This is a genomic window from Novosphingobium sp. TCA1, assembly GCF_009811895.1.
Classification (GTDB): Bacteria; Pseudomonadota; Alphaproteobacteria; order Sphingomonadales; family Sphingomonadaceae; genus Novosphingobium; species Novosphingobium panipatense_A.
In genome coordinates this window covers 49,978-64,159 of the sequence record NZ_BLJH01000004.1, presented here as the reverse complement: position 1 = coordinate 64,159, position 14,182 = coordinate 49,978, and the positions used below count along the sequence as shown (strand labels likewise).

Sequence of the window (14,182 nt, the reverse complement as noted above, 5' to 3'; positions counted from 1 at the left end):
TTGTCGGGATTGCCCTCTTCTTAGCCGCCAAGGCCGGGAAACGTCACCCGGAATATTTTTTCATCGAAAGCGAATGATCCGCGATGCGCTGCGTCTTACGACTGTCGGCCTGCGATCAGGGACAGGCCGGTCAGATAAGGAAATAGAACAATATGTCCTGTCGTAGCCTTTCCGCACTGCTTCTTGCCTCTTCCTTCCTCGCCATCTCCGCGCCGGTCGCCCAAGCTCAGGAAGGCGCTGCCCGCGTTTCCGAAGATCCCGGCAGCGATATCGTCGTCACCGCCCGCCGCCGCGAGGAAAGCGCCCAGACCGTTCCCGTGTCCGTCACCGCCTTCAACGAGGAAATGCTGCGCGAGAAGGCCGTCGTCAGCACCCAGGACCTTACCTATACCACGCCGGGCCTGAACGTGGCCCCGCAAACTTCGCGCGATACGCCCAGCATCGTCATTCGCGGCCAGCGCCGCGCGACGGCGGGCGCTTCGGCGCCTTCGGTCGTCACCTACTTCGCCGACGTGCCGCTGCCCAACGAAGGCTCGATCGTACCGACTTTCGACGTCGGCTCGATCCAGGTGCTCAAGGGGCCGCAGGGCACCCTGTTCGGCCGCAACACCACCGGCGGCGCGCTGCTGCTCTACCCGACCGCGCCGGGGTACGACCTCGAAGGCTACGGCCAGATCACGCTGGGTTCTTATAACGAGACCACGTTCGAAGGCGCCGTCAACGTGCCGATCGTCAGCGAGCACATCGCCCTGCGCCTTGCCGGTCAGATCGCGCGCCGGGACGGCTATACCAAGAACCACGGCATCGGCGGCGACCTGGACGACCGCAACAACAATGCCTTCCGCGCCTCGCTGCTGATAGAGCCGGTCGAAGGCCTCAAGAACGTGACCGTGCTGGACTGGTATCGCGCCCGCGAAAACGGCACCGGCACCGTGCTCAACGGCGTCTATCCGAACCCGGCCGTTCCGGGTGGCGGCACCGCCCGCACCGCCGCCAATCGCCCCTACTTCGACTGCGGCGTCGCCGGGTGCGATATCGACATCGCCCTGTCCGAACAGCAGGCGGCAGGCGTGCGCGATATCTCGACCAGCATCGATCCCTATTCCAACCGCACCTTCTGGGGGGTGGCGAATACCACGACGCTGGACGTCGGCACCGTCACCTTCAAGAACATCTTCGGCTACCGCAGCAGCAAGGTCGACGCCGCCCGCGACATGGACGGCACGTACCTTGCCCTCTACGACGGCGTGTCCAACACCAATGTCCAGCAGTACTCGAACGAGTTCCAGGTCATGGGCAAGCTGTTTGGTGACAGGCTGGACTGGATCGTCGGCGCCTTCTACCTCAAGAGCGACCCCAGCGGCGTGAACGGTAGCGTCACCTATTCGGCGGTGACGCCGGGCAAGACCTTCACCTACAACGAGAACTACAACACTTCGACCAGCAAGGCGCTGTTCGGCCAGATCGGCTATGCCTTCGGCGGTTTCGCGGAAGGACTGCGCTTCAACGGCGGCTTCCGTTATACCTGGGACAAGTCCTCGGGCTGCTCGGTGGCGACGCTGGACAGCGCCGCGCACATCGGCCCGGACGACTGTGCGACTTCGGGCGGCAAGACCGGATCCGAAAAATCGAGCGCGCCCACCTGGACGCTTGGCCTCGACTACAAGGTGAACGAGGACGTGTTCCTCTACGTCACCAACCGCCGCGGCTACCGCTCGGCAGGCTTCAACCAGAGCGGCATGTCCCCCTATTTCGACGGGTTCGAGACGTTCAAGCCCGAGAAGGTCACCGACTATGAAGCAGGCGTGAAGTCCAGCTGGCAGGTCGGCGGCGTGAAGGGCCGCTTCAACATCGCCGCCTACACCAGCAAGTACAACAACATCCAGCGCTCGATCTTCCCCGGCGCGGACTTCGATGGCGACGGCAATTCGGCGAACGATCCCAGCAGCCTGATCATCAATGCCGCCAAGGCGACGATCAAGGGCAGCGAGTTCGACTTCTCGATCACGCCTGCCTACGGCTTCACGCTCTCGGGCTTCGGGGCCTATACGGACGCCAAGTACGACGAATACGATGCGCCGCCGGCCTTCATCCCGCTGCTCGGCAACAACCCGGTGAACAACAAGTTCTCCTACACGCCGAAGTGGACCATCGGCGGCGGCGCCCGCTATGCGCACAACCTGGGCGACTTCGCGGAACTGGTGTTCAACGCCAACTGGTTCCACAGCACCAAGGTCTGGTACGTCGAGCGTCCGCTGGACACCAACGGCATCCAGAAGGCCTACGATACCGTCAACCTCAAGCTGGACCTCAACAACATCGAAGGACGCGGCATTGACCTCGGCTTCTTCGTCCGCAACCTGTTCGACGTGACATATGCGGCGGCAGGCGGCGTGGTGACGCCTTCGGTCACGTCGACCACGCTGGTCTACAACGAGCCGCGCGTGTTCGGCGCGCAGCTGCGCGTCTCGTTCGGGAAGCGCTGAGCGGATCTCCGGCCCGCGCGGAAATACCGCCGCGCGGGCCTTTTTCGATGCGACTTTTGATGAGGATAACCTGATGAAATCCCTCGTTCGTACCGCCCTATTCCTTCTCGCCGCCAATGCCAGCGCGCCTGCTCTCGCCGGACCGCTGGCAGAAGCAGACCGTACCGCGATCATGGCCGACGTCGATCGCGGCGCCGCCGCCATGTCGCGCAATGCCCTGCAGATCTGGTCCTGGGCGGAAGTCGGCTTCCAGGAGACCAAAAGCTCCGGCCTGCTCCAGAAGGAACTCAAGTCCGCAGGCTTCCAGGTGACGCCGGGCGTCGCCGGAATGCCCACGGCCTTCGTCGCCAGTTTCAAGACCGGGGAAGGCCCGGTGATCGGCATCCTCGCCGAATTCGACGCCCTGCCCGGCCTTGCCCAGGCTGCCGAACCGGAACGCCATGCGCTGGACGGCATCGCCGGTCATGCCTGCGGCCACAACCTGTTCGGCGCTGCCTCCATCGCCGCCGCCATCGCCGCCAAGAACTGGATGGTCGCCCACGGCATCAAGGGCGAACTGCGCGTCTACGGCGCCCCTGCCGAAGAAGGCGGCTCCGGCAAGGTCTTCCTCGTCCGCTCGGGCCTGACCAAGGACGTCTCGGCCATGCTGCACTGGCACGCGGGCGACGGCTACAGCGCCATGCAGGGCCATGCCCTTGCCAATGTCAGCGCCAAGTTCCGTTTCCACGGCCTTGCCTCGCACGCGGCCGCCGCGCCCGAACGGGGCCGCTCGGCACTCGACGCGGTGGAGGCCATGGACGCCATGGTCAACATGATGCGCGAGCACGTTCCGCAGGAAACCCGCATCCACTACGTCATCACCGACGGCGGCAAGGCGCCCAATGTCGTGCCCGACACGGCCGAGGTCTACTACTACGTCCGCCACCCCGACCAGCAGCAGGTGGCCGACATCATGGAGCGCGTGAAGAAGGCCGCCGAAGGTGCCGCGCTCGGCACCGGCACCACGGTCGAGTACAACCAGATCGGCGGCACGTTCGACCTGCTGCCGAACGATACGCTGGGCCATGTCATGTACGAGAACCTCAAGCAGGTGCCGCTGCCCAGCTACACGCCGCAGGAACAGGCCTTCATCGACAAGATCAGCGCTACCCTGCCCAAGGGCGGCCGCAAGCGCGCCACGGGCGTGGAGCCCTACAGCAGCGGCGAGATCATGTCCGCCTCCACCGACGTGGGCGACGTCAGCTATACGACGCCTACCGCCGGTCTCTCGGCGGGCACCTGGGCGCCGGGAACGCCGCCGCACAGCTGGCAGGCCGTCGCCGCCAGCGGCAACAGCGTGGGCACCAAGGGCGCCGAAGTCGCCGCCAAGGCCCTGGCCCTGACCGCCGCGCAGCTGTTCCAGAGCCCCGACACCCTGGCCGCCGCCAAGGCGGAACTCGACGAACGCCGCGGCCCGGACTTCGTCTACCGTTCGCTGCTCGGCGACAAGGCCCCCTCGCTCGATTACCGCAAGCCCGCGAACGGCGCCGGCGCCAAGGACTGATACCGAACCACCCTCTGCCCGGCCCGGCGAAGCCCTGCTCCGCCGGGCCGGGTCTTTTTCGATACCCGCAAAAGTGAGAAACCTATGTCACGTCGCCTGACGACCACGATCGTCGCCGGGATGATAACCGGCGTCTGCGCCGGTTTCGCCGCCAATCGCATGGCCGGATCGGCGGAAGCGGCAAAGGAAGTGGCCGGCTACTTCCACCTGCTTGCCGACGTCTTCCTCCACCTCATCAAGATGATCATCGCGCCGCTGGTGTTTTCGACGCTCGTGGCGGGCATCGCGCATATGGGCGACAGCAAGGCGCTGGGCCGGATCGGCGGGCGTGCGATGGCATGGTTCGTGATCGCCAGCCTGATCTCGCTGACGCTGGGCCTCGTCTTCGTGAACCTCTTCGCGCCGGGCGAGGGGCTGAACCTGGTACGCTCCGGTGCGAGTGCCGGGATCGATGCCCAGGCGCTTAACTTGCGCGACTTCGTGCTGCATGTCTTCCCCACCTCGATGGTGGGGGCGATGGCGGACAATTCGGTGCTCCAGATCGTGGTGTTCTCGATCTTCATCGGCGTGGGCCTGACCGCGCTGGGCGAAGCGGGAAAGCCGGTGGTCGTGCTGGTCGAAACCATGGTCGAGCTGATGCTGAAAGTGACGGGCTACGTTATGCGCATGGCGCCGCTGGCCGTGTTCGGAGCGCTGGCCGCCGCGGTGACGACCGAGGGCCTCGGCGTGCTAAGGACCTTCGGCGCGCTGGTCGGAGAATTCTATCTGGCCCTGATCGCGTTGTGGATCCTGCTATTGGCGGCAGGCGCGCTGTTTCTGGGCAGGCGCATCTTCGCGCTGATCCGCCATGTGCGTGAGCCGGTGCTGCTGGCCTTCTCCACCGCCTCGTCCGAGGCCGCTTACCCCCGCATGCTGGAGCAGCTCGACCGCTTCGGCGTGCCGCGCCGGATCAGCAGCTTCGTCCTGCCGCTGGGCTACAGCTTCAACCTCGACGGTTCGATGATGTATGCCACTTTCGCGACGATGTTCATCGCGCAGGCCTATGGCATCGACCTGCCGCTCGGCACGCAGATCACCATCCTCCTCGTGCTCATGGTGACCAGCAAGGGCATTGCCGCGGTGCCCCGCGCCTCGCTGGTGGTGGTCGCCGCCACGCTGGCACAGTTCGACCTGCCGGTGGAAGGCGTGGCATTCGTGCTGGCCGTCGACCATTTCATGGACATGGGCCGCACCGCCACCAACGTGCTGGGCAATGCCATCGCCACCTCGGTCATTGCCCGGTGGGAGGAAAAGCGCGGCGTGCCTCGGGGCCTGCCCTGGTCAGCCCGCGACGCCACACCAGCTTTCAGCGATAGCTGAGCTTCGGGAAGAATTCCCCGCGCCCTTCGGGCAGGAGGTCAAGCATTCCCCAGACCGGGTCCAGCACATCGAGCGCGCGGTGGTGCTGGCCCGGCTCTTCGGGGGCATAGACCAGTTCGCCGCCCCAGAAATGCCGCACCCCGTCGCCATCGCGGCGAAAGACGTTGATCATCGGCTCGTCCCAGTTCTTGCCGGGTTCATAGCCCCGCTCCTCGCGCATGGCGGCCGTGACGCCGGCGGTATTGCCGAAATAGTCGCTGGTGTACGTGTTGCCCTCTGCCGAAAGGAAGCGCAGATGCGGCCAGCGCCGCTCCCGCGCCCAGGCCACGAGGCGCGATAGCGGCGAACGCGCCACGACGTAGAACGGCACGACCTGCGAGACATGCCGCGCGGCGCCGTCCAGCCCGTCAAGCAGATGCGTGCACCCCACGCAGGGTTCGTCACGCTCCGGCCCGAACATGTAGCTGTAGAGGATCAGGCTGGGCCTGCCCTCGAACAATTCCGAAAGGCGGACCTCCTCCTCGCGCTGATAGGCTCCCACGCGCCGGAACAGATAGTCTTCCTTCAGCAAGCCGCCCGGCGGCAGGGCGCGGCGCAGGGCAGCGACTTCCTCGGTCTGACGCCTGAGCGCCATTTCCGCGTCCAGCAAGGCATTGCGCGCGGCGCGATATTCGGCACTTTCATTGGGAAAACCGAGATGTTCCATGGCTTGCTCTCCTGCCCCGCAAAAGTGAACGCGCGGATCGCGAACGGGTTCTCGGGCGGAGCGGAGATCTCGGCTCGGTCTAGGCAAGTCGATGGTTTTGCGTGAGGATTGTGACCCCGTCCTGTCATGAATTGCGACTAGCCGCGCTGCGAACGATCGTCATTTCCAGTTTCCAGGAGGGATCATGACCAACCCCACCATCGCCCCCTTCCTCTCGCGGCGCGGACTGATCCGTGCCGGAGCCGGTATCGCCGCTTCCGGGGCCATGCTCGGCAATGGGCGGCCCGCGCTTTCGGCGACGAACGGCAACGAACCGCGCAAGAAGCCGCTGGTCATCGCTCACAGGGGCTGCTCGGCACTTCGCCCGGAACATACCTTGGCCGCCTATGCCAAGGCGATCGAACAAGGCGCCGACTTCATCGAGCCAGACCTCGTATCGACCAAGGACGGCGTGCTCATCGCCAGGCATGAAAACAACATCGCCGATACCACCGACGTCGCTGCCCACCCGGAGTTTGCCGATCGCCGCACGACCAAGGTGATCGACGGCGAAAAGATCACCGGCTGGTTCACCGAGGACTTCACCCTGGCCGAGATCAAGACCCTGCGCGCCGCCGAAAGGCTCGGCGCCATGCGGCCCGAAAGCAAGCGCTACGACGGGCAGTTCCAACTGCTCACGCTGGAAGAGATCGCCGACTTCGCGGCCGCCGAATCCGCCGCGCGCGGGCGCACGATCGGCCTGATCCCGGAAATCAAGCATTCCACCTACTTCGCGGGCATAGGCCTGCCGCTGGAGCAGCGGTTTCTGGACCGGGTCGCGGCCAGCCACTATCTCGCCACCGCGCCGGTGATCGTCCAGAGCTTCGAAGTCGCCAATCTCAAGTGGCTGCGCCCCCGCATCGGCGCCTATCCCCGGCTCCAGCTGCTGCAACTGACCGTGCCGATGGACATGCGCCCCGCCGACGTCGTTGCCAGCGGCGGATCGCTGACCTTCAGCCAGATGCTCACGCCTGCCGGTCTCGCGGATATGAAAGCCTATGCCGATTGGGTGGCGCCGGTGCTTCAGGCGATCATTCCCTTCGGCGATGCCACCGGCAAGTCCGGCCCGCTCGGCAAGCCCACGTCGCTGGTGCGCGACGCCCACGCGGCGGGACTGCTGGTATCGGCCTGGACGGTGCGGCCGGAGAACTATTTCCTTCCCACCGATTTTCGCGGACCGGGCGGCGATGCCGCGCGGCAGGACAAGGCCTGCATCGCATATATGCGCCGCCTGATCGCGGCGGGTGTCGATTCCTTCTTCACCGACGATCCCGGCCTCGGCCGCAGCGCGGTGGACGGCATGGCCTGAGGGCCACCGCTGGCATTCCCTGTGGACCGCTCAGAGTAGACCTCTCGGGGCGGTCCACTGGAAAGACCTTCAGTTCACGACACGGCCGTTGGATAGGGAACCCGTACCGTTCGCGGCGGGCGTCACGATCAGGGTCGGCTCCCTGCCCGGCTCCTCGTCGATCCGGCGTCCTGCCGCCGAGGCCATGATGGCGTCATGCTCGGCGAAGACCCGCTCGATCTCTGCCCGCTTGTCGAAAATCATCCTGGCGACACCGGCGGTCATGCCGCCCTCGTCCCCCACACGTCCCAGCACGGCCGCGAGATCTTCAAGCGTGGCTTTCTCCGCCGAACCGTGCAGTCCCCCCTTGGAATCGCGATACGCTATACATTCGTTTGCCAAAGCCGGTCTCCTCCGCTTCTCCATAAGAATGCGGGCCTCTCGGCAAGGTTGCAATTGGGCTATTGGAGTAAGGGAGGAGCCGATTGGAACCTTGGGGGCTGTCCGGGTTCCGATTGCGACCGCTGGGCGACCCCAAAAGGTGCGCCTTGATTTTCGGGCCGTCCCGGTGCCAAGTAGAGGCATGTTTGCTCATACGCGCGCCGTGGTGGCTGCTGCCGCCCATGCCCTCATCACCGGCAGGAAAGTGGCCGGAATCTTCGACCATTCCATCCGGCGTGACTTACGGATCGCTGCGGAAAGCCGGGGCGAGCAGTTGCAGGGATACGACGGAGAGCGTGCGGTGAAGTTCGCGGGCACGCTTCCCGAAATCTACGATGCGGGAAACCAGGCCTTCATCTCGATGCAGATCGACGGCACCAAGGCCCATGGTCACGACCGGAGCACCGCCAGCGCCTACAACCTCCAGGTGACCGACCATATCGTGCAATTGTACGATCATGCCGAAAACGCCTGGTTCACCTACGACGTCAGAGACGCGGAATCGGGCCAAGGCTACCATCGCGGCGCTGAGACGAGCGCCTAGAAGGCCTCGTTCCGCGACGCTTTTCCGGTCTGCACCTTGTATTGCACCGGCGTGGCGTATTTGATCGGGACCTTCCAGTCCGCCCCCGCATAGAGCCGCGTGGCGGGAAGTGACTGGCACCCCTTCCGGTTGGCATCGCACTGGCGCCCATCCGACATCTCGACGCTGGTGTTCGAGCCGTTGTGGAAAGTGATCGCGCCGCCGCTGCGGGTAGCCGTCACTTTCCCGGTGACGGCCGCAGGACGGGCGATGACGAGCACGTCATAGCCGATGAACACTTTCAGCGCCGTCTGCTCGGCCGACAGCGAGCCTGCCACCGGCTTTATCGCGAGCCGGTAGACCCGCTCGTCGCTCCCGCGCGGGGCGATCAGGGCCACGCGCACCAGCTTGCGCTCGCCCGGCTCCAGCACCATTTTCTGCGGGGTGACGAGCAGGCCCGTCACCGCAGGGTCCGACGAATCGACGCGGGCCTCCTGCGGCGTGCCCGGCGCCCTGATCATGGCCGGTTCCGCGACCACATATTGCCGCTCCTGCGTATCGTTGCTGACTTCGATGTCGTCGCGCGGGGGCGCATCGGCGGGCATGTCGACGATGACCTTGCTGAGGGCGATCCCGGCCCGTGCCGGAGACGCTCCCGAAACAGCGAACGCGCCGCAGATCGCGGCCACGCGCAGCACGCCGGATCGCGACCGGATGGAAGCAGGCATCTTCATGGATTCACCTCGGTTTGCGGTTGCTGGGAAGGATCGTCGGCCGATGCGATCGTCGGCTGGCACAGGAGGTCGCCCACGGCGGCATAGCCGTCGATGGGCTGGATCGCGTCGAGACCGACCTTGCAGACCGATCCGCCGCGCATCCTCACGACGAGCGTGGCGCCCCGGCTGGTCTGGATCAGGAAATTGCCCCGTTCGTCGCTCTGGGCCAGATCGCCGCCCGCGCTGATGTCCGCTTTCGCGATCGGCGCACCGCCCGGTTGCACGAGGCGGCCAAACACCGCCGTCACCGGCCGCGCATTCCAGGCTAGGCGCACGACGCTTCCGGGATAGAGTGTGACCTGCCGCGACTTCGCGTCGTAGTCGCTGAGCGAGCCGCCCCTGGCGCGGACGCGCACGTCATAGGCCCGGTAGGACGGCAGGGTCACCGTCAGATCCTCGCCGCCATTGGCCATGCCCATCGGCCGGTTGTCCACCAGCACCTCGAACGCCGCGTCGGGGATAGCGGAATCGACGTGGACAACGATCATGGCGTCGCCGTTGCGCCCCTCGTTGAAACGCAGCCCGCCCTGCCCGACCACCAGCGCCGTGTTCAGGGAGGCGCCGTACTGGAAATCGCGGCTATCGAATGGCTGCACGAAGTTGACATTGCCGCCGCCGATATCGCTGCGCGCCTGAAGCTGCGCCTGGGCGTAAGTGATGCCGTTGGCGTGCTGTACGCCGACATCGGCCTGCACTTGCGCGCCCGAAACGTCGTCGAACCGGCGCGAGACGTTGATGCCGCCCTGAAGACCGTCCTCGAAGCCCCGGCCGGGACCGAACTGCCCGGCACCGGTCGCGGTGTATGTCGTGCGGGGCCGGGTGACGATAAGGCTCAGGCCCACATAAGCCTGCGTTCCGAGGCTGGTCTTCGTGTACGTCGCGTTGAGGTCCAGCATGGCCCTGCGCCAGCGCACCACCGGCATGTAGAGCGCAGGCCCCACGGAATAGTCGCGGCTGCCTTCCTGCCGCCGATAGGTCCCCACCAGCGACAGGCGCCCCTCGCCGATGCGATAGCCGATCGCGCCGCTAAGCTGGGTATAGGCCCCCGAATAGGGCCGATATTCCAGACCGCCAGAAGCGGGAAGCACGATCTCGGTCGTCGCGAACAAGGGACCGCCGCCCGGGTTCGAAACGCGCCGCCCGTCGAGGTCGAAAGTCAGGCGCCCGGTGCCCGAGCGGGACAGGTGACCGTAAATGCCAAGGCCGCCCTTGTTCGAGACGTGGACCGAGCCATCCAGCTGCCAATCTCCCTTGAGCACAGTCGCACCGGCAGAGGCCCATTGCCGGGTATCCGTGCCGATCAGGCCCAGATTGACGGCAAGCCCCGTGCTGATCCGCCGCGCCCAGCTTCCCTGGAACAGCGGCGTGTTCGTCACGTCGCCGATGAGCCCCTGGTTGTTGCGCACGAGCGCCCCGGCATAGAGGAAGAAGCTGTCATGCCCCGCCATCGGCAGGGTGGCGCTGCGCGAAAAGAAGCGCTGTTCCTCGCGTGCGGCCCCGGCAGCGGGGATGATGCGCAGGATCACTGTGTAGGACCCATCCGGCAGCGCGGACGTATCCAATGCCTGATTGCCCGCCTCGTACATCAGCGAGGACATGATATTGCCGTTTACCAGAATATCGACCCGCGCCCTCTGTTCGAGAAAGACGATCAGCGGGCTGCCGGTAAGCTGATCCCGGTCGAGCCGGGTGCTGAACTGCGTGGAAAGGCCCATGCCCACCATCTTCACCCGGTCCAGCAGGACATTGCCCGGAATCCAGAACGCCCCGGCCCGGTAACGCAGGCCCGGCCGGTCGAGTTCTCCGGCAAGGGTGTCGGTCTGGAAGCCGGAATAACTCGCCTGCTGGAACGTGCCCCGGATCCGGCCAGTGCCGATCCCGATCAGCGCCGTATCCTGCACGAAGTATTGGGTCGGTTCACCGCGCGAGCCAGATATCGTTCCGGTCAGGAAATTGATCAGCGCCGGTGTCTCGGCAGGCGGCGGCAGGTTCTGCATGCGCACCGCCGCCTTGAGCGTGAGAAATCGCGGCGCGACGAGAATATCGACGCGGTAGCGCGCCGGATCGTACACGATCGCCACGACGTCCGGTTTGGGCCGGGGGCAGGAATCCTGCCCCTCGCCCAGACAGACCGCTTCCGGGTGGGGATCGAGATCGGGCGCCCCTAGTGCGGCCGTCAGCCGGGGCCGGTCGCTGATGTCTGGCAGGCTTTCCACCAATGCCTGCGCATCGACGAAGCGGAAATGCCCCGGTCGCACCACGGCCGCCGCCTCGCCGATACGGACGCCGCCCATGTAGACGTCCAGCACCACCTGCTGCGGCCCGGTGAGATCCTCGAAACCGGGCGGGGCGGAAACCTTGATTGGCGGCGGCGCTCCGGCCCGTCGCGGCGCCTCGGCTTTCGCCGGTTCCGCGACGCCTCCCGCCATCGCCATGCTGCCCACCGCAACGAGTAAGTATGCCCGCACCATGCCTGCCGATCAGATCGGCGCCACCATGAGCGTGAGAATTCCGGTATAGCTTCCCGCTTGCGCGGCGCTCAGATTGGCGGAAGGCAAAGTGACGATCAGGCTGGCGCTGCTGGCCAGCAATCCGCCCAGCGAACAGAGGATATTGATCGAGTTCGGGGAACTCAGCGCCTGTCCCGCCGTCAACTGCGTGCCCGTCGTCTGGTTGCCGGTGAAAGCCCATTGCACCGTATAGGCAAGCTGCTGGGCGCTATTGGCGGTATTGCCGAGCGTGAAAGCATTGCTTGCGCCCGATCCGCGTGCGGTGATCGAATATCGCCCCAGGCTGGCGTAGACACAAACGGTCTGCGAGGCGCTGCGGTTGGTCGCTACCGAGGAAATGGTGCCGAAAGAAACATCGGTAAGCTGGGTGATCTGAAACTGCTGTGCGCTTGCCGGGGCAGCCGGCAAGAGCAGGCCGGCTATCGCCAGGGCCCAGCCCGTTACCTGCCCCTTCCACGGCACCATGCATAGGTCCTTAGCTTGGTGGGCGGACCGGCCATCCGCCCCCGGAAACCCTCCGGGCTCCCGGAACGGCAGCCCCTAGAAAACGGACTTACTGCGGCGTGACCAGCAGGGTCAGAACGCCGGTATAGGCCGCATTGGCGATCATCGTGTTCTGATCGGCGGCAAGGATCGTCACGAACAGCTTGGCGGACGGGTTCGCGCCCGCCGCGCAGAGCGGTGTGACCGCGGCGCTGGTGAAGGCCGCCGAGGCGACGTTCGTGGTCAAGCCCGTACCGGTCGTGGCGGCGGTGGAATTGGCCCAGGCCACCGTATAGGGCACGGGCGCATTGGTGCCGCTGGCCAGCGTGAAGGCGCTGGCGGTGCCGCTGCCCGTTGCCCTGATCGTATAGCTCTTGCTGGAGGTATTGCTCCAGACGCAGACGTTTTCGGTCTGCTGCGCATCGGCTGAGCCCGTCAGCGCGCTGAACGTCAGGTCGGTCAGGTTGGATATCTGGACCAGCCCGGCAATGGTGGCGTTGATCGTTATCGTGCCCGTGGACGTGGCGCCCACGGAGCCCTGCGTGGCGGCCTGGGCAGGCGATACGGGAAGTACCGCAGCCAGCATGGCCATCGCCGCGAAAGAACGAAACACGCGATTTGTGTTAATCAAATTCATAGCCATCAATCCCCTCAGTGCTGATCAGTATCTGCACTTTCGCTCATGACTTCGATGCGGCCATTGAAGATTGGATTATCTGCAATAAATGCCTTCTAGGCCATAGGGATCCCGGATATATTGCATGTCAGAATGGTTCTAATTTTGCACCGATTCAGTTCCATTATCGGTTCATCATTCCCGGACCCGCGAATATCCTTATTTCAGGCCCGGAAAGGATTGCAGCCAACATGCCCGTTATGGGCAATTCCTAGCGGCAAAGCTCCATGCTCTCGACGGCTAGCGCGATCAGGCGCGGAAGGCTTGCCGCCCGCTCCCTGGCATGTGCGGAGGCCGCATTGCCCCGGATCACGCGCCCCTTGATGCCGTGGAAGATCGCTGCCAGCCGGAAGAAATTGAAGGCGATGCAGAAAGCATAATCGGCCTCCGAAATGGGCGGACGTCCGGCATGGCGGCAATAGGCGTCGCGATAGGCATACTCGTCCGGGATGCCCAGAGCCTGCAGATCCGCCCCGCCGAGTCCCGCCACGATATCGGGCGGCATGCGGAACATCATCGCGTGATAGGCGAAGTCGGCCAGCGGATGGCCCAAAGTGGACAGTTCCCAGTCCAGCACCGCCAGGATGCGCGGTTCGTGCGGGTGGAAGATCATATTGTCGCACCGGAAATCGCCATGGACGAGCCGGGTCTCGTCCCCCGCCGGGATGGCGGTGGGAAGCCATTCGATCAACCGGTCCATGCCGGGATCCCGCCCTGCGGCCTCGTCCTCCAGATATTGCTTCGACCAGCGCGCGATCTGCCGCTCGAAGTAGTTGCCGGGGCGGCCATAGTCACCGAGACCGAGCGCCTCTGGCTGAAACCTGTGGAGCGCGGCAATGGTGCGGTTCATCGCATCGAAATACGTCGCGCGCTCGTCCAGCCCGACATCGGGAAAGGTCGCATCCCAGAATATCCGCCCATCGACCATGTCCATGACATAGAACCAGCTGCCGATGACGCTTTCATCGGTGCAAAGGCCATGGACCCGGGCGACGGGAAAGTTTGCCTTGCCGAGCGCGCCCAGCACCCGTGCTTCGCGCTCCACGGCATGGGCGCCCTTCAGCACCGGTCCCGGTGGCTTGCGGCGCAGCACGTAGGAGCGCCCCGGCGTATCCAGCCGGTAGGTCGGGTTGGACTGCCCGCCCTTGAACTGCGCGACCCTGATCGGCCCTGCAAAGTCCGCGACATGGCCTTCCATCCACGCCGCCAGCCGCGCCTCGTCGAAACGATAGCCCTCGCGAACGGGGGTCGTGCCCGCGTTGGCGGATAAGTCGACGCTCATGCCTGCTCCTTCTCCCCGCGCGCCTGCAACACGGCGCGCGATCCGGGTAGTGAAGCTATCGTCCGGCACG

Annotated in this window: 12 protein-coding genes; 5 read left to right on the top strand and 7 right to left on the bottom strand. The window is 65.3% G+C overall.

From position 1 onward, the window contains the following. Positions 1–152: 152 nt before the first annotated feature. From NTCA1_RS06960 to NTCA1_RS06950, 3 genes are all read left to right on the top strand, one after another. Positions 153–2,486 carry a TonB-dependent receptor gene (locus NTCA1_RS06960; RefSeq protein WP_086493154.1) on the top strand — a complete coding sequence of 778 codons (2,334 nt, stop codon included), beginning with the start codon at positions 153–155 and terminating at the stop codon, positions 2,484–2,486. 73 nt (positions 2,487–2,559) lie between these two features. Next, positions 2,560–4,029 carry an amidohydrolase gene (locus tag NTCA1_RS06955; protein WP_159829597.1) on the top strand — a complete coding sequence of 490 codons (1,470 nt, stop codon included), beginning with the start codon at positions 2,560–2,562 and terminating at the stop codon, positions 4,027–4,029. Positions 4,030–4,113: 84 nt separating this feature from the next. Continuing rightward, a complete protein-coding gene (locus tag NTCA1_RS06950) occupies positions 4,114–5,388 on the top strand; it encodes a dicarboxylate/amino acid:cation symporter (protein ID WP_159829595.1) in 1,275 nt (424 codons plus the stop codon). Here NTCA1_RS06950 and NTCA1_RS06945 read toward each other — a convergent pair. Next, positions 5,375–6,094, bottom strand: coding sequence for a DUF899 family protein (locus NTCA1_RS06945; protein WP_159829593.1), 720 nt, complete (start codon positions 6,092–6,094; stop codon positions 5,375–5,377). The two genes, NTCA1_RS06950 and NTCA1_RS06945, sit on opposite strands and share 14 nt — an antisense overlap. Positions 6,095–6,278: 184 nt before the next feature. Between NTCA1_RS06945 and NTCA1_RS06940 the strand changes: the two genes are divergently transcribed. Next, positions 6,279–7,442 (top strand): glycerophosphodiester phosphodiesterase, encoded by a 1,164-nt coding sequence (locus NTCA1_RS06940; protein WP_159829591.1) that lies wholly within the window; start codon positions 6,279–6,281, stop codon positions 7,440–7,442. A 69-nt stretch (positions 7,443–7,511) separates the two neighbouring features. Here the strand turns inward: NTCA1_RS06940 and NTCA1_RS28645 are convergent, their stop codons facing one another. Next, positions 7,512–7,823: a hypothetical protein gene (locus tag NTCA1_RS28645; protein ID WP_236549144.1), complete on the bottom strand. Its 312-nt coding sequence runs from the start codon at positions 7,821–7,823 to the stop codon at positions 7,512–7,514. A gap of 181 nt (positions 7,824–8,004) precedes the next feature. On the opposite strand from NTCA1_RS28645, the gene NTCA1_RS06930 reads away from it, so the two are divergent. Further along, the gene (locus tag NTCA1_RS06930) at positions 8,005–8,406 is read left to right on the top strand and encodes a hypothetical protein (protein WP_159829589.1); all 402 of its coding nucleotides are present in this window, start codon (positions 8,005–8,007) and stop codon (positions 8,404–8,406) included. Here NTCA1_RS06930 and NTCA1_RS06925 read toward each other — a convergent pair. The 5 genes from NTCA1_RS06925 to NTCA1_RS06905 form a co-directional block, all read right to left on the bottom strand. After that, the gene (locus tag NTCA1_RS06925; protein ID WP_159829587.1) at positions 8,403–9,119 is read right to left on the bottom strand and encodes a molecular chaperone; all 717 of its coding nucleotides are present in this window, start codon (positions 9,117–9,119) and stop codon (positions 8,403–8,405) included. The two genes, NTCA1_RS06930 and NTCA1_RS06925, sit on opposite strands and share 4 nt — an antisense overlap. After that, the gene (locus NTCA1_RS06920; RefSeq protein ID WP_159829585.1) at positions 9,116–11,596 is read right to left on the bottom strand and encodes a TcfC E-set like domain-containing protein; all 2,481 of its coding nucleotides are present in this window, start codon (positions 11,594–11,596) and stop codon (positions 9,116–9,118) included. The genes NTCA1_RS06925 and NTCA1_RS06920 overlap by 4 nt, the downstream gene beginning before the upstream one ends. Before the next feature lie 45 nt (positions 11,597–11,641). Next, positions 11,642–12,136, bottom strand: a complete 495-nt coding sequence (locus NTCA1_RS06915) for a hypothetical protein (RefSeq protein ID WP_159829583.1) — start codon at positions 12,134–12,136, stop codon at positions 11,642–11,644. A gap of 88 nt (positions 12,137–12,224) precedes the next feature. After that, on the bottom strand, positions 12,225–12,767 hold the full coding sequence (locus NTCA1_RS06910; protein WP_133084103.1) for a hypothetical protein: 543 nt from the start codon (positions 12,765–12,767) through the stop codon (positions 12,225–12,227). Positions 12,768–13,041: 274 nt separating this feature from the next. Next, positions 13,042–14,112 (bottom strand): phosphotransferase, encoded by a 1,071-nt coding sequence (locus NTCA1_RS06905; protein ID WP_159829581.1) that lies wholly within the window; start codon positions 14,110–14,112, stop codon positions 13,042–13,044. Between the last annotated feature and the right edge of the window lie 70 nt (positions 14,113–14,182).

Bases quoted from the DNA above. Each gene is read 5' to 3' on its own strand.
- NTCA1_RS06955 (WP_159829597.1), top strand. From the start codon at position 2,560: ATGAAATCCCTCGTTCGTACCGCCCTATTCCTTCTCGCCGCCAATGCC.
- NTCA1_RS06920 (WP_159829585.1), bottom strand. From the start codon at position 11,596: ATGGCGATGGCGGGAGGCGTCGCGGAACCGGCGAAAGCCGAGGCGCCG.
- NTCA1_RS06905 (WP_159829581.1), bottom strand. From the start codon at position 14,112: ATGAGCGTCGACTTATCCGCCAACGCGGGCACGACCCCCGTTCGCGAG.
- NTCA1_RS06925 (WP_159829587.1), bottom strand. From the start codon at position 9,119: ATGAAGATGCCTGCTTCCATCCGGTCGCGATCCGGCGTGCTGCGCGTG.
- NTCA1_RS06960 (WP_086493154.1), top strand. From the start codon at position 153: ATGTCCTGTCGTAGCCTTTCCGCACTGCTTCTTGCCTCTTCCTTCCTC.
- NTCA1_RS06930 (WP_159829589.1), top strand. From the start codon at position 8,005: ATGTTTGCTCATACGCGCGCCGTGGTGGCTGCTGCCGCCCATGCCCTC.
- NTCA1_RS06940 (WP_159829591.1), top strand. From the start codon at position 6,279: ATGACCAACCCCACCATCGCCCCCTTCCTCTCGCGGCGCGGACTGATC.
- NTCA1_RS06945 (WP_159829593.1), bottom strand. From the start codon at position 6,094: ATGGAACATCTCGGTTTTCCCAATGAAAGTGCCGAATATCGCGCCGCG.
- NTCA1_RS06915 (WP_159829583.1), bottom strand. From the start codon at position 12,136: ATGGTGCCGTGGAAGGGGCAGGTAACGGGCTGGGCCCTGGCGATAGCC.
- NTCA1_RS06950 (WP_159829595.1), top strand. From the start codon at position 4,114: ATGTCACGTCGCCTGACGACCACGATCGTCGCCGGGATGATAACCGGC.